Below are 26,703 nucleotides of genomic sequence, written 5' to 3'. Positions count from 1 at the left end.
TCTCTCGAAAGGATCGCCCGCCGGGATCGGTCGCCAGGCCCGCTGCGCCGGTGTAGAGCGCGGGAAACGAGGGCAGGGGTTTCGCGATGGGCATCGACGAGTTGCGGCCGATGGAGGCGATCGCCGACGCGGAGACGGCGGTGGATCGGCTCGAAACCCTGTTCGACGGCGCGACCCGCTCCCTCTGCGCGGCCTTGGAGCGCTATCTCCAGGGGGGGCCGCCGCCCGATGCCGCCGAGCGCCTGCGCTTCCGCTATCCCGAGTTGCGCCTGACCTATCATCCCGACAAGCCGATGCCCCGGCTGAACCGGGCCACGGCGAAGCTCCAGGCACCGGGCATCTATGCCACGACGGTGACGCAGCCCGCCCATTTCCGCGGCTATCTTCTGGAGCAGCTCAAGCCTCTGCTGCACGATTACGAAGCAAGCCTGGAGGTGGGGCTGAGCGCTCAGGAGATCCCGTATCCCTACGTGATCGAGCCGGGCGCCGACCTGACCCGGGGTGGCACCACGACGGCGGACCTCGCCGCCTTCTTCCCGACGCCGCGCCTCTCCGTGGTGGGCGACGAGATCGCCGACGGGCTTTGGCTGGAGCACCCGGACGAGCCGCGCCCGCTCGCCCTGTTCGACGGCGTGCGCACCGACTACTCCCTGCGCCGCCTCGTGCATTACACGGGCTCGGATTGGCGCGAGATCCAGCCCTGGATCCTGCTCACCAACTATCACCGCTACGTGGACGGCTTCGTGCGCCACGGCCTGGAACGGCTGGCCTCGGGCGAGGAAGGCTTCGAGCGGCTAGTCCTGCCCGGCGGGATCAGCGTGACCCGGGCGGAGGCCGCCTCCGCCGATCCGGCCGCGCTGATCGCGGCTTCGCCCTGGCACCGGTTCCAGATGCCGGCCTACCACCTCGTGGCGAAGGGACCGGACGGGGCGGCGCGGGGCACGACGCTGGTCAATATCGGCGTCGGCCCTTCCAACGCGAAGACCATCACCGACCATCTCGCGGTTCTGCGGCCGCATTGCTGGCTGATGGTCGGCCATTGCGGCGGCCTGCGCCAGTCGCAGACCATCGGCGACTACGTGCTCGCCCACGGCTATCTGCGCCGCGACCGCATCCTCGACGACCTCGTGCCCCCGGAAATCCCGGTGCCGGCCCTGGCCGAGGTGCAGATCGCCCTGCAGAACGCCGCCGCCTCCGTGACCGGCGAGCGGGCCGAGACCCTGAAGCGCCGCCTGCGCACGGGCACGGTCGTGACCTACGACGACCGCAATTGGGAGCTGCGCTTCAGCCAGGAGCGGCGGCGGATCAACCTGTCCCGCGCCATCGCCGTCGACATGGAGAGCGGCACCATCGCCGCGCAGGGCTACCGTCTGCGGGTCCCCTACGGCACGCTGCTCTGCGTCTCCGACAAGCCGCTGCACGGCGAGATCAAGCTGCCGGGGGCGGCCAACGCCTTCTACGAGCGGGCGGTGGCCGAGCACCTGCTGATCGGCCTCGCCGCCCTGGACAATCTGCGCGCCGACCGGGCCGGGCTGCATTCGAGGAAATTGCGGAGCTTCGACGAACCGCCGTTCCGGTAGGGCGCGTCATCGTGAGCCGGATCGGGCCAGCCCAGGCCGTACCCGGCTCATCAGAGTCAGCTTCACTCGCCCAGGAGGACGAAGCGACGGTTCGCGCTCTGAACCGGCCGCGCATTCATCGGGTAGAGAGATTTGAACCTGTCGATATCCGCCTGGGCGACCTGGATCGGATTGACGCAGACCATCCAGTCGACCACCTCGTTGCAGGGCGGCGTCGTCAACGATCCCTCATAAATCCAATGTGCGAGGGAATCGGGAAGGAAGGACTTCGGGTCGATCCCGTCTCCGGAAGCCTCGCCTGCGATCTGCCTGGGCATGGCTGCCGCGAGCTTCGCGAAGGCAGGATGGACCTTCCCGGCCTCCATGAAGACCCCCAGTGCGCCGAAACCACCGCTGGTCTTGTTCTTGTGCACGAAGTGCACCTCCATCGCGTAGCTCTTGTGCCCAACAAGATGCTCGCTTGGCGTATGGAAGTGATACTGGATCAATTCGTAGGTCTCGCCGCCAGCCATAAGCGTGCTGCCCGCGGGTAGGTTGACCTGGATCGTGTGGCCGTTGTTGACGATCGTCCCACCGGCGTTCTTCCAATCGACCGCGACCGGAGGCAGATCGGCTTTGGTCGCCGTCGTGATGTCGATCGGCGATTGCTGTGTTCCAACCGCGCAGACCTTGTTGTCGGGACTGAGAGATGCCCAATGATCTGCGGCCGCCTCGCCGTCATAGCCCCAATGCAGCGCTTCGGCCGTGAAGCCCGCCGTCGGGCAGAGCGGACAGGCCCCCAGCGCGGACAGGGCCTTGAGAAACGTACGCCGCTCCATCGCCGACAACTCCGCAAGTCTCTAGAAGCGGCTCCATCTCACCACGCTGATCTGATGACAAGAAAAATCCTTTAACAAAGCTCGATATACAACTAGATGAAATTATTGAGATATTTTATGCAACTCAACATCATCAATAAAAGCTCGAACCTTTCTTGGAAACAACGCCAAGGCTTGCCTCACGCCAAGCGTTGCGGCCAGACGCGCCCAAACCGGCGTGACGATGCGGTTGTGGGCGCCTTCCATCGCAGCTGAGGCTGCTTCGCCCTCGCGCGTGTGTCAGCGCTGAGGTCGAGTCTCGCTCGGCCAGCCGCTCCACCGGATTGCTGACGCCTCATCCCGCGATGAGGGTGGGGCATCATCCAGACTGGCCGGAACGTCCCTACCGCTCCCGGCTCCACAGTCCCGCCCGCTCCGCCCGGGCTTGGTCTTCCGCCTCGATCAAGTCCGGCGGCGCGTCGTCGCTCGCGCGGGCGCCGCCGGCGCCGATGATGAGGGCGGAGAGATCCTCGCCGTCGATCTGGCAGCGCTGCCCGACGCTCGCCGGGTCGCCGCCGCAGGCGACCTCGCGGCGGCGCAGGTAGCGGGCGAGCTGGCGGGCGAGCGCGCCGCCCTCGCCCGAGACGCCGAGGAGCCGCACCCGCTGCCCGCGGATCGCGAGCGTCCCGGTGTCGATCACCTCCGGCAGGCCGCGCAGATCGCCGCCCGCCGGCGCGGCGGCCATCGGCGTCGTCGAGATCTCGCCGGGCGGGAGGGGAACCGCCGCCGGCTGGGCTGCCGGCGCGCGGGCGAGGGCGGGAGCCGGCCGCTTGCGGCCGCGCAGAGCCTTCTGGCTGCGTTCGACGAAGTCGTGGAAGATCCGGGCCGGGATATCGCCGCCCGTGACCTTGTTCATCGGGGCATTGTCGTCGTTGCCGACCCAGATCCCGACGATCATGTCCGGCGTCAGCCCGACGAACCAGGCATCGCGGTAATCCTGACTGGTGCCGGTCTTGCCGCCGATGGGCGGGCCGGAGACGCGGGCCGCCTTGCCCGTCCCGAAATCCACCACCGCCTGGAGCGAGTCGAGCAGCATCGTCTGCTCCTCGCGGCCCAGCGCCCCGGTCGAAGGCGGCTCGCCGTGGAGATAGAGCGGTTTCGGGGCGTTCCCCCGGATCACGTGGATCGAATAGGGCTCGACCGGCAGTGCGCCGTTGAGCACGCCGGCATAGGCGCGGGTCATTTCCAGCAGCGTCACGTCGGCGGAGCCGAGCGCCAGGCTCGGTACGTTCGGCAGGTCCGACTGCACGCCGAGCCGGCGCGCGGCCGCGATCACCGCCGGGATGCCGACCTCCTCGCCGAGCTGGGCAGCGATCGTGTTGACGGAGAGCGCGAAGGCGTTGCGCAGGGGCAAGGCCCCGCGGAAGCGGTTGTTGGCGTTCTGCGGCTCCCATTCGCCGATCTGGGTCGGCCGGTCGACCAGCACGCTCTCGGGCGAATACCCCTTCTCGTAGGCGGCGAGATAGACGAACAGCTTGAACAGGGAGCCGGCCTGCCGCTTGGCCTGCACCGCGCGGTTGAACTGGCTGTCCTCGTAGTCGCGGCCTCCGACCATGGCGAGGATCGCCCCATCCTTGGAGAGGGCCACGAGCGCCCCCTGGCCGACCTTCTTCTTCGCGCCCTCCGCGTCGAGGCGGCGGGCGAGCACCCCCTCGGCGAGGCTCTGCAAGTCGAGGTTGAGGGTGGTGCGCACGGTGACGTCGCCGGCGTCGCCCGCGAGCCGCTTCACGTCGCCGGCCACCAGGTCGAGAAAGTAATTGGTGCCCGGCGGCGTCTCCGGCGGCGTGCGCAGCACGAGCTTTTCCGCCCGCGCCTTGTCGGCCTGCGGCTGGGTGATGGCCCCGGTCTCGACCATGGCCTGGAGCACGAGGTCGGCCCGCTCCTTGGCGCCGCCGAAATTGCGCGTCGGTGCGAGCTGGGAGGGCGCGCGCACGAGGCCGGCGAGCATCGCCGCCTCCGGCAGGGTGAGCGCCTTGGCGCCATGCCCGAAATAGCGCCGCGCCGCCGCGTCGATGCCGTAGGCGCCGGCCCCGAAATAGGCGGTGTTGAGGTAGCCGAGCAGGATATCCTCCTTCGACATCGTGCTCTCGAGCCGTAGGGCGAGGAGCGCCTCCTGGAGCTTGCGGCGGAGCGTCTTCTCCTGGCTGAGCGAGGTCAGCCGGGCATATTGCTGCGTGATGGTGGAGCCGCCTTCGCGCACGCCACCGCCGGTCGCGTTGCGCCAGGCCGCGCGGGCGAGCCCGCGCAGGTCGATGCCCCAGTGGCTATAGAAGCGCCGGTCCTCGATGGCGGTGATGGCCTGGGCGAGATGGGGCGGCATCTCGGCCGCCGTCAGCTTCTCACCGCGGAAGGCGCCGCGGGTGGCGAAAGGCCGGCCGTCATCGGCCTCCACGGTCATCGCCCGTTGACCCGCCTCCGGCACCACGCCGCCGAGCGGCGGCAGGGTGGCAAAGGCCTGGAGGATCACGAAAGAGAGGATCAGGACCGGCAGCGCGACGAGGGCGAGCAGCGCCGCGAACCAGGGATATCGGCGGATCCGCGCCCAGGACAGGCCCTGCGGCGTCGCTCCGGATGGGCTGGCCCGGATCGCGGAGACGTTCTGCGCTCCCGCCCCCCTCGGCCTTCCTCCGGCCAGAGGCGCCCGGCGCGCGGCCGCCCGTCCCCGCTGCCACAGGGTCCGTCCGGCGCTGTCCGCGAGCCGGCCGAGCTGCTTTGCCAGCAGGCCCGCAGCCCGGGCCGCTTCGCGGGCGGCCGCACGCGTATCGCCTTCGTCCCGCAGGCCCCCACCGGGTCGCCCGTCCGAACCACGCGGAGCCAATCGAACCTCGCCCTCACGCCCGGAAATCGGGCATCCAGGGTTGCAAGATTAGCCCGGACCGCGTGGGCCGCGCTATGCGCCGTGGCGATGGAGGGCGCCGGCCACCGCGGCGGTGGCCTCGGGGACACAGGCGGGCGAGGGCTATCGAGTCACTCCCGACGCGGCCGCCACATACCGCCCCCGCAGCGAGATCCCGAGGATCAGCAGCAGGATCCCGAAGGCGATGGCGTAGCCGCCCAGCCACCAGGTCAGCACCAGCGCGGACATGCCCGGGTTGATCATCAGGGCGAGGCCGAACAGCACCGAGATCGCGCCACCCAGCACCAGCCACCAGCGGCCGTAATGCGTGTGCAGGCTGAAGGCGGCGGCGATCATCAGACCGCCGGTCACCAGAGCCCAGGCGGCGACGAGCAGGACGAAGGCCCAGACCGCCGCGGCCGGAACCAGGAAGGCGGCGATGCCGACGGCGATGTCGAGGAGCCCTTCGACGAGCAGGAAGCCCCAGCGCTGGCTCTTCTCGGCCGCGCGGATCGCCGAGCCGATGGCGAAGACGCCGTCCACCAGCATGTAGGCCGCGAAGAACAGCACCAGCGACAGCACGAAGGCGCCGGGCGCGACGAAGGCGATGACGCCGAACAGGATGGCGAGCAGCCCACGCAGGGCCACCAGCCACCAGTTGCGCGCGAGCACGGCGCTCATGGCGTCGAGGCGCGCCGCCCCGACGAGGGGGACGCCACTGGCCGAGCCCGGCGGGAGATTACTGGGATGGGTGCCTGTGCTCATGGCGAACCTGCCTCGCTCCTGCGGAGCCGGCGGCCAGGCTTCCGCAAGAGCCAAACGTGCCGCGCTGCGGGCCGTTCCGCCCGATCCCCAGGCTTCGATGCGCGCGACGGAACCACGGCCCGCGAAACCTTTTAATCCCGCGAGGTGGGCGCCGCGCGCGGGCGGCCCTCTGTCGAACCTGCGCTCCTATCGGATCGGACGAACGATGCTGGACGATCAGCAGCGTGCGGGGGAGCGCGCGCCCACCGGAGACGAGCACTCCGCTGGACATTCCCGAAAGCAGGCCCATGCCCTGCGCGAGGATCGCGCGGACAGGCCCTCTCCCGCCGAGAATGACGAGGATCAGGCGGAATCCGCCTCGCCCAGGGAGGACGAAAAGCGGCCGGGCTTGCTCCGGCGGCATCCGTTCTGGTTCGCCTTCGGGGCCCTCGCCCTCGTCGCCCTCGGGGTCGCCGGTTTCTTCTACTGGAGCCTCTACGTCCATCCCTACGAGACGACGGACGACGCCTTCGTCGATTCGCGCCAATTCGCACTAGCGCCGAAGGTCGGCGGCTACGTCGTCGACGTGCCGGTCACCGACAACCAGCATGTCGAGGCGGGCACGGTCCTCTTTCAGATCGACCAGCGAGACTACCAGATCGCCCTCGATCAGGCGCAGGCCCAGGTCCAGGCGGCCGAGGCCTCGATCAGCAACATCGACGCGCAGATCGAGGCGCAGAAGGCGCAGGTCGTGGTGGCCGAGGCCCAGGTCGAACAGGCCAAGGCCGCCCTCAAATTCGCCGAGGAGGACGCCGACCGGTACCGGACGCTCGCCCAGAAGGGCGCGGGCACCATCCAGCAATCGCAATCCTCGACCTCGAACCTGCAGCAGCAGCAGGCGAACCTCACCCGCGCCCAGGCCGGCGTGGTGGCGGCCGAGAAGCAGATCGGCTCGCTGAAGGCGCAGCGGGCAAGCGCCGAGGCGCAACTCGGCCAAGCGAAGGCCCAGCGCGACCAGGCCCGGCTCAATCTCGGCTACACGACGGTCACCGCCGCCCAGGCCGGTCGCGTCGTGCGCCTCACCGGCGCCCGGGGCGAATACGCCCAGGCCGGCCAGAGCCTGTCGATGTTCGTGCCCGACGACATCTGGGTGACCGCCAACTACAAGGAAACACAGATCACCGACATGCGGCCGGGCCAGAGCGTCGATGTCGAGATCGACGCCTATCCGGATCGCAAGATCCACGGCCGCGTCGACAGCGTGCAACCGGGATCGGGCACCGCCTTCAGCCTGCTGCCGGCCCAGAACGCCACCGGCAACTACGTGAAGGTGACGCAGCGCATCCCCGTGAAGATCGTGGTCGACGATTGGCCGAAGGACGTCTCGATCGGCCCGGGCATGTCGATCGTCCCGACGGTGCGGGTCCGGTGAGCACCGGGGCGGCGACGGCCGGGGAGGGGAGCAGGTCCACCGGAAAGGCTTCCGGCGGCAAGACCGCCACGGCAGCGGGCGAGCGCAATCCCTGGGTGATCGCCCTCGTGGTGGCGCTCGCCACCTTCATGGAGGTGCTCGACACCACCATTGCCAACGTGGCCCTGCGCTACATCTCCGGCGGCCTCGCGGTCGGACCCGACGAAGCGGCCTGGGTGGTGACGAGCTACCTCGTGGCCAATGCCGTCACCCTCGTCGCCTCGAGCTTCCTCGCCAAGCGCTATGGCCGAAAAGCCTTCTTCATGTGGAGCGTGGCCCTGTTCACGCTCTCCTCGATCCTGTGCGGCTTCGCCTGGAGCCTCGAATCCCTGCTGTTCTTCCGGGTACTGCAGGGGCTCGGCGGCGGGGGCATGGCGCCGCTCGCCCAGTCGATCCTCGCGGATTCCTTTCCCCCGGAGAAGCGCGGCCAAGCCTTCGCCCTCTACGGCGTCGCCATCGTCGTGGCGCCGGCGATCGGCCCGACGCTCGGTGGCTGGCTCTCCGACAACGCCTCCTGGCACTGGTGCTTCCTGATCAACGGGCCGGTCGGCCTGTTCGCCCTGACGCTGATGTACATCCTGATCGAGGACCCGCCCCAGGCGGTGGCCGAGCGCAAGCGCCTGCGGAAGTCGGGCGTGCGTTTCGACATCGTCGGCTTCCTGCTGGTGGCCACCTTCCTCGGCTCGCTCGAGGTCGTCCTCGACGAGGGTCAGCGCAAGGATTGGCTCGGCTCGAACCTGATCGTCACCTTCGCCTGCCTGATGGTCCTCGCCTTCGTGGCGATGATCCCCTGGCTGCTCCGGCACCGCAATCCGGTCGTGGACCTGAGCCTGCTCGGCAGGCGCCAGTTCGGCTCCTGCTTCGTGGTGATGCTGTTCACGGGCGCGATCCTGATCGCGACCACGCAGTTCCTGCCCCAGCTCACGCAGGACTATTACGGCTACACCGCCACGCTCTCCGGCGAGGTCCTCGGCCCCGGCGGCGTGGTCACCGTGGTGATGATGTTCCTGGTCGGGCGTCTCTCGGGTCACGTGCAGCCGAAATGGCTGATCGCCCTCGGCGCGGCCATCGTCGGCGCCGGCATGCTCGACCTGACGCGGCTCAACCCGGATTCGAGCTTTTCCTATTTCGTCTGGTCGCGGGTCTATATCGGCATGGGCCTGCCGATAATCTTCCTCTCGATCACCTCGGCCTCCTACGAAGGCATCGACAAGTCGCAGACGGATCAGGCCTCGGCGCTCATCAACGTGGCGCGCAACGTCGGCGGATCGATGGGCGTGTCGCTCGCCCAGAACATGCTGGCCTACCGGCAGCAATTCCACCAGACCCGGCTCGTCGAGCACATCTCGCCGGTGGAGCCCGCCTATCGGGAGACCCTGGCCCAGGCGACACGCTACTTCTCGCAGCAGGGCTATGCCGGGCCGGATGCGCAGAACCAGGCCGTCGCCTGGATCGGCCAGCAGCTCCAGACCCAGGTGGCCTACTGGGCCTATATCGACGTGTTCAAGGTGCTCGCCCTCGTCGCCTTCTCGGCGGTGCCGCTGGCGCTGATCCTCAAGAGCGTGAAGCGGGGCGGGGGCGCGGCCCCCGCCGGTCACTGAACCGTCGGGATCGCGGTGGGGACCTCGCCGCTGCGCAGGCGGGCGTCGAGCACCGGGGCGTCGGCGGCGCGCCCGTCCTGGGTCTGGCTGGCGAGGGCCGTGATGCCCTCGTACTGGCTCATGCGCCGGTCGATCATCGCATCCAGCCGCTCATGCACCTCGGCCACGGTGAGGGCCCGACGCTTCTTGCCGTCCTTCTCCGTGAAGATGCTGCGGTTCGCCCGCGCCGCCCGGCCGAAGACCTGCTTGGCGACCTTCTCCGGATCCTCCGCCGACAGCGACAGGAACTTGCCCGCGCTGGCCGTGCCGAGGAAATGCGCGAGGTAGAGCTCCGTGGTCTTGAGTTCGCGGCCGATCCGGGCCTCGATCCGCGCGCGGTCGCGCTTGATCAGCTCGCCCGCCATCAGGCCGGAGACGTAGGGATCGTTGCGCAGGTCGAGCACGTGCTTGCGCAGGGCCGGGTCGGCGATGGTGATGCCGCCGCCCTGGCCCTTCACCGCCGCGGCCTCGGCGGCCAGGCCGTACTTGGCGCCGTAGCTGCGGACCAGCTCAAGCCAGGTCCCCGTCACGAACTGGAACAGCCCCTGGGCCGAGGAGGCGGAGGACTTCACATCCGTGTCGAAACTCGATTCCTTGTCGGCGAGCGCCATCATGTAGACCGGGTCAACCCCGGTATCGGCGGCGGCCCGCAGAATCGTCTCCACGAGACCGCGCGACACGCTCATGTCGCCGAAGCGCAGCGCGTCCTCGTCGACGTTCTTCTGGGTGAGCCCGGCGAGGTCGCTCTCGATGATCGACAGGGTCGCAGGCTCCTGGTCGAGCAGCGGCACGCCGCCCCAATCCGCGGGGGCACCCTCCGGCCGCAGCACCGCATGCGTCTCGGCGGCGGCCCGGACGATCGCGTCGCCACCGTCATGGGCGGACGCGGCCGGGGCGAGGGCGCCCTGCGGCAGGGCGCCACCGATGGAGAGCCCGAGGGCCAGGGAGGCGAGGATCCGGCGCGTCCGGCGCACCGAGGACGGAGAGCGCTTCGCGGCGGAAGCGTCGTGCCGCGGCGTCGCGCCCGCGGTGTTGTTTCGAACCAGCGACCCGCCGGACACGAGTCGGCTCACGTCGTCGGCGCGGCGCGCCGGCTCCGGATGAACCCCCATCAGTCTTCCTTTTGTCGCGCGCCGCCCGTTTGTTGTGGTGCAGCGTGTTTTTGAGCGGGCGGAGGTCTCGCCGCCCGGTGTGACCACAATGGGACCACCCCGTGATCCAATCGCGGCGCGGTTAAGCCCTGGTTAACCCATTGTTTTAACGATATTTTAAGGTTTTTTGCGGCGCGGCGCGCGGTTTTGTCCAACCAAAAGTGGCAGGGGCCGCCTTGGAACGCTCCATCTCGGCCACAGTTGTCTAGGGCCGCGGAGGACGGGCGCCGCGGCGGGCGCAGCACCGGCACGGTTCCGCAACGGGAACCGGTCTTCGACGCTTGGGCAGGCTCCGAAACGACCCGTACCGCGCGTCCCAGCCACAGCAGAAAGTCCAGTTCCGATGAGCAAGCAGACCGGTCGCCGCGTCGGCGTCGCCTTCGTCGGCATGGGGGGGGCTGTCGCCACCACCGCCATCGCCGGCATCGAGATGATCAAGTCCGGCTCCAACCGGCTCGACGGCCTGCCGCTCGCCGCGCTCTCAGTCCAGGGACTCGCGGATTACAAGGACCTCAGCTTCGGCGGCTGGGACCTCAACGGGGACGATCTCGCCGCCGCCGCGGCCGGCCACGGTGTTCTGACGAAGCAGGACATCGAGAACGGCGCCCAGGTGCTCAAGGGCATCACCCCCTGGCCTGCCGTCGGCAGCGCCCAGTTCTGCAAGAACATCGACGGCGCCAACCGCATCGTCGCCAAGGACCATCGCGAGACGGTCTCGATCATCGCCAACGACCTGCGCCGCTTCCAGGCGGAGAGCAATCTCGACGAGGTGGTGATGGTCAACCTCGCCTCGACCGAGCGCTGGCCCGACCTCTCGGCCCCCGTGCTGAACTCGGTCGATGCCTTCGAGAAGGGGCTCGACACGAGCGACGAGTCGATCAGCCCGGCGATGCTCTACGCCTATGCCGCCATCAAGAGCGGCGTGCCCTACGCGAATTTCACCCCAAGCGTCGCCGCCGACGTGCCCGCCCTGCTCGATCTCGCCCGGCAGATGAACGTCCCCGTCGCCGGCAAGGACGGCAAGACCGGCCAGACCATGATGAAGACCGTGCTCGCCCCGGCCCTGAAGGCCCGGGCGCTGCATGTCGACGGCTGGTTCTCGACCAACATCCTCGGCAACCGCGACGGGCTCGCCCTCAACGACCCGTCCTCGCTGCAATCGAAGATCAACACCAAGGGCAGCGTGCTCGATTCGATCCTCGGCTACCCGGTCGAGGACCACCTCGTGCACATCCACTATTACCGCCCCCGCGGCGACGACAAGGAAGCCTGGGACAACATCGACGTCACCGGCTTCCTGGGCCAGCGCATGCAGATCAAGGTGAACTTCCTCTGCAAGGACTCCATTCTGGCCGCGCCCCTCGTCATCGAGATCGCCCGCGTCCTCGATCTCGCCAAGGCCCGGGGCGAGGGCGGCGTGCAGGAGCAGCTCTCGAGCTTCTTCAAGGCGCCCATGGTCCGGAACGGGCACGGGCCGGAGCATGATTTCGGCAAGCAGCAGGCGATGCTGCTCGACTGGCTCGGCGGCGTGCATTGATGGACTTCGAGGCCTCGCCCGCGGCGCCCCTGGCGCTGCGGGAGCTCCTGGTGGAACTCGGCGACCTGAAACGGGTCCGCTCCGCCGGGCGCGACGGCTCCATCGCCGAACGGCTCTTCGCCCAGGGCTGGGTCGCCCTCACCGGCGGCGCGGAGCCCGAGACGGTGGCCCTCCGGATCACGGCGAACGCATTGGCCGCGACGCGCCTCTGCGACATCGACGAACCTTTCCTCGCCTCTGCCGGCCTCGACGAGGCCCAGGCGGCGGAGATCCTCGTGGCCGGCTTCGACGCCGTGACGGGGGCCGTGGAAGAACCGCTGCGCTCCCGTCTGCGGGCGCATCTGCGACACGCCGCGCCGCTGCCCGCCGGCGCGCTGCCGCGCTTCGTGCCGGCACTCGCCCGCCAACCCCGGGCCGGCGTCACCTGCCCCGGCAAGCCGCGCATCCTGCTGGAGCCGCCGGAGAACCATGCCGAGCATTGCCTGGTCGTCGCGGTCTACGGTGTCTGCCTCAGCCCGTTCTACCGGGCCGACCCCACCACCGTCTTCCTCGCCGCCCTGGCGCATCACGTCCACAATGCGGAGATGCCGGATGCCGGCTTCACCGGGGAGATGCTGCTCGGCGACCATCTCTGGCCCATCGTCGGCCGCCTCTCCGAGTGCGCGCTGAACGAACTCGACGCGCCGCTGCGCGAGACGGTCGCCCGCGCCCGCGCCGTCCTGCCGGACGATTCCACCGCCGAGGGCCGCGCCTTCCACGCGGCGGATTCGATCGACCGCGTGCTGCAGATCGCCCAGCACCTGCGGGCGGCCTCCCTCACCATGGAGACGGTGCTCGGGGAGATGGAGCTGGTCCATGCCGGCCCCGTGAAGGAGTTTCAGGATCGCGTCCTGCGCGACATGCATATCCCATGATCGCGCTCGGGCCTTATCTGTCCTGCCCATGATCCCGTTCGATCCCCTCTCGCCGACGACCGGCAACCGGCTGAAGGCCGACGGCCCCCACATCCTGAAGGATGGGGGGACCGGCGAGCGCTGGCCCGTGATCGACGGCATTCCCTATCTGCGGGTGGGGCGCGACGAGCTCGTCGCCCGCACCCTCGCCGCCATCGACAAGGGCGCGACCGAGGAGGCCCTGATCGGCCTGCTCGCCGATCAGGACGATTGGTGGAACGGGCCGGCCGCCGACCCGGATTCCCTGCACCGCCTCGTCGCCGACCGGACCCGGGCGACGCTGCGCGAGGCGGTGGACCTGCTCGGCTGGGGCCGGGTGGGCGACTACTTCGTCAACCGCTGGACCGACCCGACCTATCTCGCCGGGCTCAGCCTGCTCGAGGCCCATTGGAACGAGCCGGCCTGCGTGTTCGAGCTCGCCTGCGGCATCGGGCATTACCTGCGCGAGATGCTCCGGCGCGGCTGCAAGGTGGCGGGCGGCGACGTGGTCTTCGGCAAGCTCTGGGTCGCCCGCAACTGGGTGGTCGGGCCGGATGCGCAGTTGCTCTGCTTCGATGCCGCCTCGCCGCACTGGCCGGTGCCGGCGGCCTCCGTCGACCTCGCGCTCTGCAACGACGCCTTCTACTTCCTCGACGACAAGGCCCGGGTGCTCGAATGCCTGCGCCACACCGCGGGGGAGGAGGGCTGGCTGGCCCTCAGCCACATCCACAACAGCGGCTGCCCGGGCTTCTCGGCGGGCAAGGCGGTCTCGGCCTCGGAGATCGAGGAGCTGTTCCCGGACGGCCTCGTCTACGACGACGCGGAGCTGACCCAAGCCCTGGTCGAGGCGCGGGCCCCGCATCCGCGCGAGCCCAACGCGCTCAAGACCTGCGAAGCCTTCTCCCTCGTCGCCGGCCCCGGCATGCGCCCGGCGCCCCGCGCCGTGCTCGACGGCATCACCCTGCCGCCGGCGGACGCGCATCTGCGCCTCAACCCGCTCTACGTGCCGGACTCCGGCGGCGGCTTCGCGATCCGCTGGCCCTCCGAGCGCTACGAGGCCGAATACGCCGACCGCGTGACCTATCCACTCCGCTCCCACGGTCCGGATGCGATCACCTGGGACGGCGACCTCCAGGCGGCCGAGGCCGAGCGGATCCGCCGGCGCGAATTCGTCGATCTGCCGGAGCGTTGGTGATGGGCGACCGCGTCGGCTGGGGCATCGTCGGCTACGGATGGGTCGCGCGCGACTACATGATGCCGGCGATCGCCGCGGCGGGGCACCGCCTCGTCGCCGTCGCCGATCCCGATCCGCGGGCACGGGCGAAGGCGGAGGCGGACGGCGCGCGCGCCCATGCCGATCTCGCAGACCTGATCGCGGAGGACGAGATCGAGGCGGTCTATGTCGCGACCCCGAACCACCTGCATCGCGAGGCCGTGGAGGCGCTTGCCGCCAGCGGCAAGGCCGTGCTCTGCGAGAAGCCGATGGCGGCCTCCCTGGCCGATGCCGAGGCGATCGCAGCAGCGGTCTGGCGGGCCGGCGCCTTCTACGGCACCGCCTTCGACCAGCGGCACCACCCGGCCCATATCGCCATGCGCGACGCGATCCGGGCGGGGCGGCTCGGCACGGTGACGAGCGTGCGCATCGTCTATGCCTGCTGGCTCGGGCGGGACTGGGCCGCTTTCCAGGGCCAGGACAATTGGCGCATCGACGCCGGCCGGGCCGGCGGCGGCGCTCTGATCGACCTCGCCCCCCACGGGATCGACTTGGTCGACTTCCTACTCGACGAGCCGCTCCGCGACATCGCCGCCCTGACCCAGTCCCGCGCCCAGGATTACGCGGTCGACGACGGCGCCGTGCTCGTCGGGCGGACGGGATCGGGCGCGCTCGCCCAGCTCCATGTCGCCTATAACTGCCCCGACCCGCTGCCCCGGCGGCGCCTGGAAGTCGTCGGCACCGCAGGCCTCCTCACCGCCGAGGACACGATGGGCCAGACGGCGGGAGGCCGCCTCAGCTTCACCGGGGGCGAGACCGGCCTGTCCGAGCCGATCGCCTTCGACGAGACCCTTTCGCCCTTCGTGCAGCAGGTGCGCAGCTTCAGCGCCGCCCTGCGGGACCCGGAGGGCCGCGCCGCCTACTCGGCCGAGCGCGACCTGCACACCATGCGCCTCGTCGCCCGCGCCTATGCGGGAGCGGCCTGAACGACGACACGGGGAGGAGACCGGACCGCGAGGCCGCACCGTCCCGAGCCGGGGAGGGGCGACCCAGCGGGACGGGAACCGTTCGAGCAAGGACCGGAACGCCATGACCACGACCGCGCTCGACCAGGACGACCGGGCTCGCCACGCCAGCCTGAAGGCCCCGCGGCGGTACCGCTACGGCGCCCCCCGCCGGATCGAGGGCCTGCCCGAGCGGCTGCCGGATGCGGTGCGCGCCTATCTCGACGTGCTGCCCGAGGGCCGCATCGTCGGCTTCAACATCGCGCCCCTCGACCGCACCGGCATCCCGGTCTGGTTCGTGGCCTTGTTCCTCGACGACCCCTTCTTCGTGGGCGCCATGCCTTCGGGGATCGGCTACGGCGCCACCGACGACGAAGCCCTGATCGGTGCCGTCGCCGAGATCGCCGAGAACCTGATGTCCTCCGTCAGCTTCCCGGAGCGGGCGAAACGCTACGAGACCGGGATCGCCTATCACGACCTGGTGCGGGTGCACGGCGCCTCATCGGTGGCCGACCCGCTGACCCTCTGCCTGCCGGCGGGCTCGCCGGTCGGACGCGACACGCCCCTCGATTGGGCGCCGGCGATCCGCGCCCGCACCGGAGAGACCGTTCTGGTGCCCCTGGACATCGCCGCGACCGACTATTTCGAGCTGCGCCCGGGCTACACCCCCTTCACCAACCTCATCACCAACGGCCTCGGCGCCGGGCCGGACACCGCCTTCGCCCTCGGCCACGGCCTGCTCGAACTGCTGCAGCGCGACGGCAACGGCCTGCTCTTCCGCGCCCTCGACCAGGGGGTGATGCTCGACCTCGACGGCATCGGCCCCGAGACCCGGGGCATGCTCGACCGCCTCGCCGCCCTCGGCATCCGGGCGCTGCCGAAATTCGCCACCGACCAGTTCGGCCTGACCAATCTCTACGTCGTGGGCTACGACGAGAACCCGGACGACGCCCCCGCCCCGATCGCCCTCTCGGCCTGCGGCGAGGCCTGCGACCCGGACCGGGAGCGGGCCCTGCGCAAGGCGCTCCTCGAATTCCAGGCCGCGCGGGTGCGCAAGACCTTCGGCCACGGCCCGCTCGCGCTGGCCGACACGGTGGCGCCGCCGGGCTACGTCCAGGCCTTCATCGACAAGGCCCTGCCGAGCCTCGACCTGGAGGAGAGCCGGGCCCTCCAGGCCATGCTTGCCTGGATCGAGCTATCCAAGACCGAGCTGCGGGACGTGCTGGCGGACACGGTCTACGCCCAGCGCTCGACCAAAGCCTTCTCGACGCTGCCCACCACCGAGGCGCCGGACGGGCAGGCCCGCGGCCGCATCGCCCGGGAGCGCCTGGAGGCGGAGGGCTTCGACGTGCTCTACGTCGATTGCGCCCCGACCGGCTCCGGCATCGGCACGGTGAAGGCGATCGTGCCCGGTCTCGAGGTCGAGACCATGAGCTACTACCGCATCGGCGAGCGCAACGCCCGCAAGCTGATCGAGCGCGACCATCCCCTGATCCGCTTCGGAGCGCCGACGGAGACCCTGAAGCCGGTTCGCCTGACACCGGAAGCCCTGGAGCGCTTCGGCGGCCAGCCGCTCTTCGACGTGGCGCTGGCCGAGGAGATCATGGGCTCGCATTACCCCCTCTATCGCGAGCCGGAATCCCACCACGCGCCCTTCCGCTACGAGCGGCAGGGGCGCCGGGCCGAACGGAGGCGCGCATGACCCTGCGCTTCGCCTACAACACCAACGGCACCGCCCACCATCGCATCGAGGATGCGATCCGCCTCATCAAGGATGCGGGCTATGACGGCGTCGCCCTGACCCTCGACATCCACCACCTCGATCCCTTCGCCGAGAACTGGGTGGTCGAGGCGGACCGCATCGCCAGCATCCTGAAGCGGCTGGAACTCGGCTGCGTCATCGAGACGGGCGCCCGCTTCCTCCTCGACCCCACCGCCAAGCACGAGCCGACGCTCGTCACCGCGGACGCCGCCGGCCGCGCCCGGCGGGTCGGCTTCCTCAAGCGGGCCATCGAGATCGGCGGGATCTTGGAGGCGGAGGCGGTCTCCTTCTGGGCCGGCGTGCTCAAGCCCGGCATCGACCGGTCCGAGGCGCGGCGCTGGCTGATCGAGGGGCTGACGGAGGTCGCCGGCTTTGCCGCCGAGAAGGGCGTGGTCGCGGCCCTGGAGCCGGAGCCCGGCATGCTGATCGAGACGCTCGACGATTTCGCCGCCCTCGACCTGCCCGGCCTGACGCTCGCCCTCGATACCGGCCATTGCCTCGTCACCGGCGAGCGCGATCCGGCCGCGGCCGTATACGAATTCGCCCCCCGGCTCGGCACGGTGGCGATCGAGGACATGAAGCGGGGCGTGCACGTGCACCTCCCCTTCGGCGAGGGCGACATGGACGTTCCTGCCGTGCTCGACGCCCTGGAGGCGGTGGATTTCCGGAAGCTCGTCTGCGTCGAGCTGTCCCGCGAGAGCCACCGGGCCGACGTGATGGTGGCCCAGGCCCTGGACCACCTGCGCAGCTGCCGCCGGCCGGGTCCCGGCCTGCCACCGCCGGACGCGACGCCCCGCGAAACCCCGATCCCGGGACTGCCGACCGCATGAGGATCTGCTTCGTCAGCCGCCGCTACTTCCCGGCGATATCCGGTATGAGCGTCTACGCGCAGAACCTGCTGCGCGAGCTCGTCGCCGCGGGTCACGACGTCACGATGATCTCGCAATATCGCGGCGACGCCTTCGGCACGCGGGTCTATGGCGGCGGCCCGCCCCCGCCGGTGCCCGGCGTGCGGGTGATCGGCCTGGAGCAGCGCGGCGAGCAGGGCGGCGGCGATTTCGAGCGCGACATCGATACCATGGTCGCCACGATCCGCGCCGAGCACGCGCGGAGGCCCTTCGACATCCTGCACGCGCAATACGGCTACCCGACCGGCTGGGCGGTGCTGCTCGCGGCCAAGCGGATCGGCGTGCCGAGCGTGGTCTCGATCCAGGGCGGGGACGGCCACTGGGTCGGCTCCTGCTGCGAGACGCACCGCGTCGCGATGTGCACGGTTCTGGCCGAGGCCAACGCCCTGCTGATCGGCGGCCGATCCTTCGTGAAGGAGGTCTGCGATCGCCTCGGCTCGGACCCGGCCCGCTTCACCATCGTGCCCGGCGCCGTCGACACCGCCCGGTTCACGCCGGGGGAGGGGGATCGTGCCGGCCCGGTGCGCCTGCTCTATCACGGCCGCGTCGACCGCCGGAAAGGCGTGCTCGACTTCCTCGACGCCCTGGCCCTTCTGAAGCAGCGGGGCACGCCCTTCGCCGTCACGATCTCCGGCATCGGCCCGGACGTCGCGCCGTCGCAGGAGAAGGCGCAGGCCCTCGGCTTCTCCACGGACGAGGTGCGCTTCACCGGCTATGCCGCGTACGACACCGTGCCCGAGCTCTACCGGGCGGCGGATGTCTTCGTCTCGCCGACCTATGCCGAGGGCTTCTCCAACACGATCCTCGAAGCCATGGCCGCCGGTCTCGCCGTGGTCTCGACCCATTCCGTCGGCGTGTCGGATTGCCTGCGCGACGGCGAGAACGGCCTCCTCGTCGAGCCGGGCGACGTGACGGCCCTGGCCGGGGCGCTCGTTCGGGTGATCGCGGACGAACCCCTGCGCCGCCGCCTCGCCCGCGACGGCCTCGACGAGTGCCGCCGGGTCTATTCCTGGAGGGCGGTGGGCCGGCAGATCATGGAGGTCTACGCCGCCATCCGGAACGAAGCGCCCCGGACGGGCTTTTCAGACCTCCTGCCGCACGATCCCGCCTGCCGATTCCGCAAGGAGCCGCATCTGCTCTGATGCCGACCGCGCTCGCCATCTCGCCCCATCTCGACGACGCCGCCTTCTCCGCCGGGGGCCTGCTCGCGCATCTGGCCGCCGCGGGTTGGGAGGTGGTGGTCGCCACCGTCTTCACGGCCTCGGTGCCCCACCCCCAGGGCTTCGCCCTGGCCTGCCAGCTCGACAAGGGGCTGTCCGCGGAGACCGACTACATGGCCCTGCGCCGGCAGGAGGATGCGGCGGCCATGCGGGCGCTCGGCGTCGCCGAGCCGGTGCACCTGCCCTTCCGCGAGGCGCCCCACCGCGGCTACGAGTCGGCCCCGGCGCTGTTCGATGGCATCCGGCCCGACGACCGGATCGAACTCGGCCTCGCCGATGCCTTCGAGCGGCTGATTCCCGACATGGAGCCGGATCTGGTTCTGGCGCCCCAGGCCATCGGCGGCCATGTCGACCATGTCCATGTCGTGCGCGCCCTCCAGGCGGTCTGCCGCCGGAGCACGGCGCTGTGGTGGCGCGACTTCCCCTACACCGTGCGCGTCCCCGCGCCGAAGGAGCCGTGCCGCACGCGCTTCGCCCGCCTGCCGGTGGCGACCCTGCGCTTCGGCGCGGGGACGGAGGCGCGCAAGGAAGCCGCCTGCGCGGCCTATGCCAGCCAGATCGGCTTCCAGTTCGGCGGCCCCGACGGCCTGGCCCGGCGGCTCGCCGCCGAGGAACGCACCGAGCGCTTCCGCCTGTCCGGCCGCGCCCCGGCCGTCGCCGGCCTCGATGTCGCGGCCGCCTGAGCCGGCCGCGCCCAAGAGCTTCCGCGATCCCGCTGTGCTCGCGGCGCGCCTGACCTTGCGCGACGCCCCCCACGTCGCCCCGCTCGGGGCCTTCGCCCGACGCATCGCCGCGGAGCGGCGGGCCCCGGTGCCGGACCCGGATCCCCTCGACGGCGGGACCGGCGCGCGGCTGCTCCTGCTCCTCGAGACGCCAGGCCCCGCGATCTTCGGCACCGGCCTCGTCTCCCGCGACAACGCCACCGGCACGGCCGCGAACCTGTTCCGCTTCCTCGCCGAGGCCGGCATCGCCCGGGCCGACACCCTGATCTGGAATGCCGTGCCCTGGGTGATCCACGCGCAGGGCGCGCGCAACCGGGCGCCCACCCGGGCCGAGGCCCTGGCCGGGGCGGCCTATCTCGCGCCTCTCCTCGATCTCCTGCCCCGTCTCGCAGTGGTGGTGACGGCGGGTCGCTTCGCCGCCCGGGCGGCAGCGCCCCTCGGCGCCCTGCGCCCGACGCTCCCGGTGATCGCCGTGCCGCATCCGAGCCCGACCTATGTCTGCACCTCGCCGAGCGTGGCAGAGCGGATCCGGGCCGGCCTGCGCGAGGCCGCGGCCCGCCTGACGCACGATCCCGTGTAGAATCCGGTCGGAGACGGGCGAAGTCGTCGCCCTCGCTGGCGTTTGCCCGGGTAACGGCCTACATGCGGCGGGTGGGCCGGCACCGGTATCGCCCGGGCCGGTCTCGTCGCGGCCGGCCCTCGGCACATGTTCGAGCGAGGTGTCTCCCGGCCCGCGTGAAGGACATGCGCAAGACCGGACGCTCGGGGCGTGTTCCGCGGATCCCCGGATCGCGGAGCGGGCGCCGATTAACGCGATCAGCGGGAGCAGACGCCGTTTCAGATGAACTTCGCGGGTAAGCGGAAGGACCTTTCGCAGGCCGAGCCGGTGAAGCCGGACCAGGCCGGCGACGGAGCGGCGGCGCGCCAGGGCAGCTTCCGGGGACGCTATGCCTGGATCGGCACGGTGGCGAGCCTCGTGCTCATCGCGATCTCGCTGTTCGTGCTCTGGAAGCTCTCGGAAGAGATCACCTGGGCCGAGTTGCAGAGCGCCTTCACGAGCGTGACCGGCGGCCAGCTCTGGCTCGCCTTCCTCTTCGTCGGCGTGAGCTACCTGTTCCTCACCTGCTACGACGCCCTGGCGCTCAAGCAGTTGCGGCTGAAGATGCCCTACCGCATCACCGCGCTCGCCTCCTTCACCAGCTACGCGGTGAGCTTCACCCTGGGCTTCCCGCTCTTCACGGCGGGCACCGTCCGCTACTGGATCTATTCGAGCCGCGGTCTCTCCGCGGCCAAGATCGCCGCCCTCACGGTGATCGCCGGCTTCACCTTCTGGCTCGGCATGGGCGTGGTGCTCGGGCTCAGCCTGATCGTGGAGGCCGGCCAGCTCGCGAGCCTCACCTTCACCAGCATCGAGCTGAACCAGGGCCTCGGCTTCGGGGCGCTGCTGCTGGTGCTCGGCTACCTCGTCTGGGTCTCGGTGAAGCGCCGCTACATCAAGGTGCGGCACTGGCAGCTCGAACTGCCCGGGGCCACCGTCTCCTTCAGCCAGATGCTCGTCGGCATCGGCGACGTCTGCTCGGCGGCAGCGGTGCTCTACGTCCTGCTGCCGCATGAGCTGAACCTCGGCTTCACCACCTTCGTCGCGATCTACGTGCTCGCGGCGATGCTCGGCATCGCCTCCAACGCCCCCGGCGGCCTCGGCGTGTTCGAGGCGACCATCCTGCTCGCCCTGTCGAGCCTGCCGCGGGACGAGGTGCTCGGCTCGCTGCTCCTCTTCCGGGTCTGCTACTATCTGGTGCCTTTCGCCCTGGCGCTCGCCCTGCTGGGGCTGCATCAGGGCGCCCGGCGCCTGCACCGGCGCCGCGCCGCCAACGATCCCTGACGGACGCGATGCTCGGCACCGCCGGCTCTCCCCCCGCGTGGTTCGGCGCGGCCGTCGCCGCGAGCGTCCTCGCCCTCGTCGCGGCCCTGCGTGGGCGCCTGGATCTCGAATTCCTGCTCGCCTGCCTCGTCGCGGTGGCGATCGGGGCCTTCGCGGCCCGGGCGGCTCGCCAGCCTATGCTGCGGAAGGCCGAGGAGCGGCCCATGGCCGAGCGCCACGCCATCGCGGAGGCGCTGCTCGCCAACATCCCCGATCCGGTCATCCTGGTCGATCGCCGAGCGGTGGTGATCGAAGCCAATCCGGCAGCCCGGGCGCTCCTGCCCGCCCTCAAGCTGCGCCACCCACTCTCCTTCGCCCTGCGGTCGCCGGACGTGCTGGACGCCATCGATGCCGTCCTACGCAACGGCCAGCCGCTCAAGACCGGCTACGCCACCCGCGTGCCGCACGAGCGCGCCTTCGAGGTCCAGATCGGCGCCCTGCCCATGCCGGACGCGAATGGCGGCGGCGCGCCCAATGTCGTGCTGTTCCTGCGCGACCTCACCTCCGCCCGGCGCCTTGAGGCCATGCGGGTGGATTTCGTGGCCAATGCCAGCCACGAGCTGCGCACGCCGCTCGCCTCGCTCCTCGGCTTCATCGAGACCCTTCAGGGGCCGGCCCGGGACGACGCGAAGGCGCGGGAGACCTTCCTCGGGATCATGCGCACCCAGGCCCAGCGCATGACGCGGCTGATCGACGACCTGCTCTCCCTCTCGCGGATCGAGCTGCGCGAGCACATGGCCCCGACCCAGGCAGTCGATTTCTGCGCGCTCACCCGGCAGATGGTGGAGATCCAGGCCCCCCTCGCCCGCGAGCGCGGCGTCGCCATCACCTTCGAGGGGCCGGAGCATGCCTGCCTCGTGCTGGGCGAGCGCGACGAGCTGCAGCGCGTGGTCGAGAACCTGGTCGAGAACGCCCTCAAATACGGCAGCGAGGGCGGCCTCGTCGCGGTGACCCTGGAGCGGGGCGAGGCGGAGGGCGGGAAGCCGGCGCCCATACGGCTGAAGGTGCGCGACGAGGGCCCGGGGATCGCGCCGGAGCACATCCCGCGGCTCACCGAGCGCTTCTACCGGGTCGACGTAGCCTCGAGCCGCCAGCAGGGCGGCACAGGGCTCGGCCTCGCCATCGTCAAGCACGTCCTCAACCGCCACCGCGGCCGGCTCGTCATCGAGAGCGAGGTCGGCCAAGGCACCACGGTCAGCGCGATCCTGCTGGAACACCGGGAGCGCCCGCCCGAGCCGCCCCCGGTCTGAGCGCGAGGCCGGTCCCGACCGAGCCGGGACCGGCTCCGTGCGGTCCTACATGCCCGGTTCGCCGGCACGGGGCGCGCGGCCGCGCTTGTGGAGCACGGGGGGAGTGAGCGGGGTGAGCCGCGCAAAGACCGGGTTCGGGGAGTGGTCCAGGGCCGCGCCGGTATAGGCATCGACGCCCATGCCGATCAGGCCGCCGGCCAGCACGTTTCCGGCAAAGCCCGCGGCGCCGCCCGCGACGACCTTGGTCCGCACGGGGATCGTCTCCGGCCGATGGCCCGGCAGCGTGAAGGTCGCGTCGAACTCGTCGGAGCGCTCGACCTGCAGGGTGCAAGGGGTGGCCGGGCAGGCATATTTCGAATTCGTGGTCATCGCCGCCCCGGACGGCTCGGAGACGAAGGCGATGCTCTCGCTGGTCCCGCGCACCACGCTTCCGCAAGCGCAGAGCGACACGGCCAGCAGAGCGGCCGAGGACAGTTTCACAATGGACATGTCGTTCCCCCAAGGCCGCATACGTTGGCGGCCCTGGCCTCATGCGGGGAGAACCCGCATCAAGCAAGACGAGACCCGAAGCCATCTACGGAAATGCAATCATAGAATGCAGTTTTTCGACGCATTCCATGAAATCCGATTTCCAAATGACTAATTTACGCGAGCGCCAACACGCACGCCCGCACAGTAATTTCAGAATTTATCGCATCGAATAACAATTACAGGTTGTTTTATGCAAGCACGACAATCGTGATAGGGGGCGACCAGATAAAATCCTCATCACAGCGTCCTGCCATCGATCAGCCCCTCTCCCTCGTCCTCAGAGGCGGAGCCGGGGCAATCCAAAGCGCTCCCTCCCCGGACGCGACACCGCCCCCAACCCATCGCTCACGGCGATTTCGAGAGGCACGGTGCCGAGGGCCGCAGGCGCGACGCCCCGCCAGCCCTTGACCTTCCCATGATGGGAAGCCCTATCTGAACGGGCATGGACCCTCGAAGCGATCTTTCCCCCATGCCGGCCGAAGCCGCCGAGGCCTCCCCTGCGACGGGGCCGCTGCGGCACCTCGTCCTGCCCGTCGAGGGCATGAGCTGCGCCTCCTGCGTCGGCCGCGTCGAACGGGCGCTCGCGGCTCTGCCGGGGGCACGCGACGTCGCGGTCAATCTCGCCACGGGCACGGCCTCCCTCCGGCTGCCCGAAACGGCGGACCCGGCCGCGGTGCCGGAGACGATCCGCGCGGCGGGGTACGACGTCCCGGAAACCGTCACCCGGATCGGCATCGAGGGCATGAGCTGCGCTTCCTGCTCCGCGCGCGTGGAGCGGGTGCTGAACGGGCTGCCCGGCGTGACGCAGGCCGCCGTCAACCTGACGACCGGCCGGGCCGAGATCCGCCACGCCGGCGGCTTTCCCAGCCGAGAGGCCATCGAGGCCGCCATCCGCACGGCCGGCTACGAGCCACGGGCGGTCGAGGAGGGCGCCTCCGACGACCGGGCCGCGCGTCAGGCCCGCGAGGCCCAGCGCCTGCGCCGGGACACCGTGGTCGCGGCGCTCCTCACCCTGCCCATCGTCGTGCTCGACATGGGCGGCCACCTCGTCCCCGGCTTCCATGACCTCGTGGGCCAGGGGCTGGGGGAGGGGGGCACCGTGCTCCAGGCGCTGCTGGCGACGCTGGTGCTCGCCATCCCCGGCCGGCGCTTCTTCGCCGCCGGCCTGCCCGGGCTGCTGCGCGAGCATCCGGACATGAACGCCCTCGTCGCCCTCGGCTCCGGCGCCGCCTATCTCTATTCCCTGGTCTCGACTATCGCGCCCGATTGGCTGCCTCCGGGGACGGCGCATCTCTACTTCGAAGCTAGCGCGGTCATCGTCACGCTGATCCTGCTCGGACGCCTGCTGGAGGCCCGCACGAAGGGCCGAACCGGGGCCGCCATCACCCGCCTGATCGACCTCACCCCCAAGACCGCCCGCGTCCTGCGCGGCGCAACCGAGCAGGACGTGCCGATCGCTGCGCTCAGGCTCGGCGACATCGTCCGGGTTCGTCCCGGCGAACGCGTCGCCGCGGACGGCATCGTCGTGGCGGGGGCAAGCTATGTCGACGAGAGCATGGTCAGCGGCGAGCCGGTGCCGGTCGGCAAGAAACCCGGCGACCGCACCATCGGCGGCACGCTCAACACGAGCGGCAGCCTCGATCTGCGCGTCGACAGGACCGGCGCCGACACCATGCTCGCCCAGATCGTGCGCCTGGTCGAGGCGGCACAGGGCGGCAAGCTACCGATCCAGGCCCTGGTCGATCGGGTCACGCTCTGGTTCGTGCCGGCCGTGATGGCGGTTTCGGGGCTCACCTTCCTGGCCTGGCTCGCCTTCGGCCCGAGCCCGGCGCTCGGCCAGGCCCTGGTCGCGGCCGTGGCCGTGCTGATCGTCGCCTGTCCCTGCGCCATGGGGCTCGCCACGCCGACCTCCATCCTGGTCGGCACCGGCCGGGCGGCGGAACGGGGCGTCCTGTTTCGCGAGGGGGCGGCGCTCCAGGCGCTGCAAGACGTGAAGGTCGTCGCCTTCGACAAGACCGGAACCCTGACCGAGGGACATCCGCGCCTTACGGATCTGATCCTCGCCGAGGGCGTCACGCGGGCACAGGCCCTCGCCCTCGCCGGCGCGATCGAGAGCCGCTCCGAGCATCCGATCGCGCGGGCCGTCGTCGCGGCCGCACGGGACCAGGCGATCGCGCTGCCGCCGGTCGAGGCATTTGCGGCGGAGGCTGGCTTCGGCGTCTCCGGGCAGATGGACGGGCGCAGCGTCGCCATCGGCGCCCGGCGCTTCATGGAACGGCTCGGCATTGCCACCGAAGGCTTCGCCGCGGCGTCGGACGACCTGGCCCGGCAGGGCCGCAGCCCGCTCTATCTGGCCTCGGACGGCAAGATCGCCGCACTGTTCGCCGTCGCCGATCCGATCAAGGCGGAGGCACGGGGAGCCGTCGCCGCGATCCGGGCCGGCGGGCGGCGTGTCGCTCTGATCACGGGCGACGGCCGCGCCACCGCGGAAGCCGTGGCGCGCGAACTCGGCATCGAGGACATCGTCGCCGAGGTCCTGCCCGGCGGCAAGGTCGAGGCGCTGAAGTCCCTGCGCAGCGCCCATGGGCCGGTCGCCTTCGTCGGCGACGGCATCAACGATGCGCCCGCTTTGGCGGAAGCGGATGTCGGCATCGCCATGGGGACGGGCACGGACATCGCGGTCGAGAGCGCCGACGTGGTTCTGATGACCGGCCGCACCACCGGCGTGGCCGAGGCGCTGACCCTCTCCCGGGCGGTGATGGCCAATATCCGCCAGAACCTGTTCTGGGCCTTTGCCTACAACGTCGCCCTGATCCCGGTCGCGGCCGGGCTGCCCGCGGCACTCGGCGGCCCGCTCTTCTCGCCGGCGCTCGCCGCGGGGGCCATGGCGCTTTCCAGCCTGTTCGTCCTCGGCAACGCCCTGCGCCTGCGCCGGGCGGGAGCCGCAGCGTGAGGGGCCATGTCACCATCGGCGAGGCCGCCCGCGCCACCGGCGTCTCGGCCAAGATGATCCGCTACTACGAGGAGACCGGGCTCATCGCCCCGGCCGAGCGGACCGAGGCCGGTTACCGGCTCTACGCGCCGGCGGATCTCCATGCCCTGCGCTTCGTGCGCCGGGCGCGCGACCTCGGCTTCTCCATGACGGAGATCACCGAGTTGCTCGCCCTCTGGCACGATCGCTCCCGCGCGAGCGCCGGGGTGAAGGCGGTGGCCCTCGCCCATGTCGGGGACTTGCGCCGGCGCATCGCCGAGCTCGAGGGCATGGCCCGCACCCTGGAGGATCTCGCCCGGCGCTGTTGCGGCGACGACCGGCCCGATTGCCCGATCCTCGACGACCTCGCGGGCGGGCCGGACAGAGCCGCATAGAAGATCGGCCAAGCTCGGCCGTTGACCCGCCCTTTGGCCTTCTGTTTGCTGGTATCGT

At 70.6% G+C, this 26,703-nt stretch carries 21 protein-coding genes; 16 read left to right on the top strand and 5 right to left on the bottom strand.

Annotated elements, in window-relative coordinates; all coding sequences use genetic code 11:
- The first annotated feature begins 86 nt into the window (after positions 1-86).
- Positions 87-1,580 (top strand): AMP nucleosidase, encoded by a 1,494-nt coding sequence (locus MFF21_RS16710; protein WP_238312426.1) that lies wholly within the window; start codon positions 87-89, stop codon positions 1,578-1,580.
- Between the two features lie 62 nt (positions 1,581-1,642).
- Here MFF21_RS16710 and MFF21_RS16705 read toward each other — a convergent pair whose 3' ends face one another.
- From MFF21_RS16705 to MFF21_RS16695, 3 genes are all read right to left on the bottom strand, one after another.
- Positions 1,643-2,398, bottom strand: a complete 756-nt coding sequence (locus tag MFF21_RS16705; protein ID WP_238312425.1) for a carbonic anhydrase — start codon at positions 2,396-2,398, stop codon at positions 1,643-1,645.
- Between the two features lie 382 nt (positions 2,399-2,780).
- Positions 2,781-5,255, bottom strand: coding sequence for a PBP1A family penicillin-binding protein (locus MFF21_RS16700; protein ID WP_238312424.1), 2,475 nt, complete (start codon positions 5,253-5,255; stop codon positions 2,781-2,783).
- Positions 5,256-5,396: 141 nt separating this feature from the next.
- On the bottom strand, positions 5,397-6,038 hold the full coding sequence (locus MFF21_RS16695; protein ID WP_373325038.1) for an HdeD family acid-resistance protein: 642 nt from the start codon (positions 6,036-6,038) through the stop codon (positions 5,397-5,399).
- A gap of 205 nt (positions 6,039-6,243) precedes the next feature.
- On the opposite strand from MFF21_RS16695, the gene MFF21_RS16690 reads away from it, so the two are divergent.
- Positions 6,244-7,449: an HlyD family secretion protein gene (locus MFF21_RS16690; RefSeq protein ID WP_238312423.1), complete on the top strand. Its 1,206-nt coding sequence runs from the start codon at positions 6,244-6,246 to the stop codon at positions 7,447-7,449.
- Positions 7,446-9,089: a DHA2 family efflux MFS transporter permease subunit gene (locus MFF21_RS16685; RefSeq protein WP_238312422.1), complete on the top strand. Its 1,644-nt coding sequence runs from the start codon at positions 7,446-7,448 to the stop codon at positions 9,087-9,089. Before MFF21_RS16690 ends, MFF21_RS16685 begins: the two co-directional genes overlap by 4 nt.
- On the opposite strand, the gene MFF21_RS16680 is transcribed toward MFF21_RS16685, so the two are convergent.
- Positions 9,083-10,240, bottom strand: coding sequence for a transglycosylase SLT domain-containing protein (locus tag MFF21_RS16680; protein WP_238312421.1), 1,158 nt, complete (start codon positions 10,238-10,240; stop codon positions 9,083-9,085). The genes MFF21_RS16685 and MFF21_RS16680 overlap by 7 nt on opposite strands.
- Before the next feature lie 382 nt (positions 10,241-10,622).
- Between MFF21_RS16680 and MFF21_RS16675 the strand changes: the two genes are divergently transcribed.
- The 11 genes from MFF21_RS16675 (at position 10,623) to MFF21_RS16625 (ending at position 22,748) form a co-directional block, all read left to right on the top strand.
- Positions 10,623-11,816: an inositol-3-phosphate synthase gene (locus MFF21_RS16675; protein ID WP_238312420.1), complete on the top strand. Its 1,194-nt coding sequence runs from the start codon at positions 10,623-10,625 to the stop codon at positions 11,814-11,816.
- Positions 11,816-12,730 (top strand): HD domain-containing protein, encoded by a 915-nt coding sequence (locus MFF21_RS16670; protein ID WP_238312419.1) that lies wholly within the window; start codon positions 11,816-11,818, stop codon positions 12,728-12,730. The genes MFF21_RS16675 and MFF21_RS16670 overlap by 1 nt, the downstream gene beginning before the upstream one ends.
- 28 nt (positions 12,731-12,758) lie before the next feature.
- Positions 12,759-13,943 carry a class I SAM-dependent methyltransferase gene (locus tag MFF21_RS16665; RefSeq protein ID WP_238312418.1) on the top strand — a complete coding sequence of 395 codons (1,185 nt, stop codon included), beginning with the start codon at positions 12,759-12,761 and terminating at the stop codon, positions 13,941-13,943.
- On the top strand, positions 13,943-14,947 hold the full coding sequence (locus MFF21_RS16660; protein ID WP_238312417.1) for a Gfo/Idh/MocA family protein: 1,005 nt from the start codon (positions 13,943-13,945) through the stop codon (positions 14,945-14,947). Before MFF21_RS16665 ends, MFF21_RS16660 begins: the two co-directional genes overlap by 1 nt.
- Before the next feature lie 103 nt (positions 14,948-15,050).
- Entirely contained in the window at positions 15,051-16,667 is a 1,617-nt protein-coding gene (locus tag MFF21_RS16655; RefSeq protein WP_238312416.1) for a YcaO-like family protein, read from the top strand.
- Positions 16,664-17,557 carry a sugar phosphate isomerase/epimerase family protein gene (locus MFF21_RS16650; RefSeq protein ID WP_238312415.1) on the top strand — a complete coding sequence of 298 codons (894 nt, stop codon included), beginning with the start codon at positions 16,664-16,666 and terminating at the stop codon, positions 17,555-17,557. The genes MFF21_RS16655 and MFF21_RS16650 overlap by 4 nt, the downstream gene beginning before the upstream one ends.
- A complete protein-coding gene (locus tag MFF21_RS16645; protein ID WP_238312414.1) occupies positions 17,554-18,777 on the top strand; it encodes a glycosyltransferase family 4 protein in 1,224 nt (407 codons plus the stop codon). Before MFF21_RS16650 ends, MFF21_RS16645 begins: the two co-directional genes overlap by 4 nt.
- Complete coding sequence (locus MFF21_RS16640) at positions 18,774-19,538, top strand: PIG-L deacetylase family protein (RefSeq protein ID WP_238312539.1); 765 nt, start codon at positions 18,774-18,776, stop codon at positions 19,536-19,538. Before MFF21_RS16645 ends, MFF21_RS16640 begins: the two co-directional genes overlap by 4 nt.
- Positions 19,522-20,157, top strand: a complete 636-nt coding sequence (locus tag MFF21_RS16635; protein ID WP_238312413.1) for a uracil-DNA glycosylase — start codon at positions 19,522-19,524, stop codon at positions 20,155-20,157. The genes MFF21_RS16640 and MFF21_RS16635 overlap by 17 nt, the downstream gene beginning before the upstream one ends.
- A gap of 261 nt (positions 20,158-20,418) precedes the next feature.
- Positions 20,419-21,459 carry a lysylphosphatidylglycerol synthase domain-containing protein gene (locus MFF21_RS16630; RefSeq protein ID WP_238312412.1) on the top strand — a complete coding sequence of 347 codons (1,041 nt, stop codon included), beginning with the start codon at positions 20,419-20,421 and terminating at the stop codon, positions 21,457-21,459.
- Positions 21,460-21,467: 8 nt separating this feature from the next.
- A complete protein-coding gene (locus MFF21_RS16625; RefSeq protein WP_238312411.1) occupies positions 21,468-22,748 on the top strand; it encodes an ATP-binding protein in 1,281 nt (426 codons plus the stop codon).
- 45 nt (positions 22,749-22,793) lie between these two features.
- On the opposite strand, the gene MFF21_RS16620 is transcribed toward MFF21_RS16625, so the two are convergent.
- Positions 22,794-23,237, bottom strand: a complete 444-nt coding sequence (locus MFF21_RS16620; protein WP_238312410.1) for a translation initiation factor 2 — start codon at positions 23,235-23,237, stop codon at positions 22,794-22,796.
- A gap of 511 nt (positions 23,238-23,748) precedes the next feature.
- Between MFF21_RS16620 and MFF21_RS16615 the strand changes: the two genes are divergently transcribed.
- On the top strand, positions 23,749-26,232 hold the full coding sequence (locus MFF21_RS16615; RefSeq protein WP_238312409.1) for a heavy metal translocating P-type ATPase: 2,484 nt from the start codon (positions 23,749-23,751) through the stop codon (positions 26,230-26,232).
- Positions 26,229-26,645, top strand: coding sequence for a Cu(I)-responsive transcriptional regulator (gene cueR / locus MFF21_RS16610; protein ID WP_283206541.1), 417 nt, complete (start codon positions 26,229-26,231; stop codon positions 26,643-26,645). The genes MFF21_RS16615 and cueR overlap by 4 nt, the downstream gene beginning before the upstream one ends.
- Positions 26,646-26,703 lie beyond the last annotated feature (58 nt).

Source organism: Methylobacterium organophilum (assembly GCF_022179465.1).
Lineage (GTDB): Bacteria > Pseudomonadota > Alphaproteobacteria > Rhizobiales > Beijerinckiaceae > Methylobacterium > Methylobacterium organophilum.
This window is presented reverse-complemented; position numbering and strand designations above follow the sequence as displayed.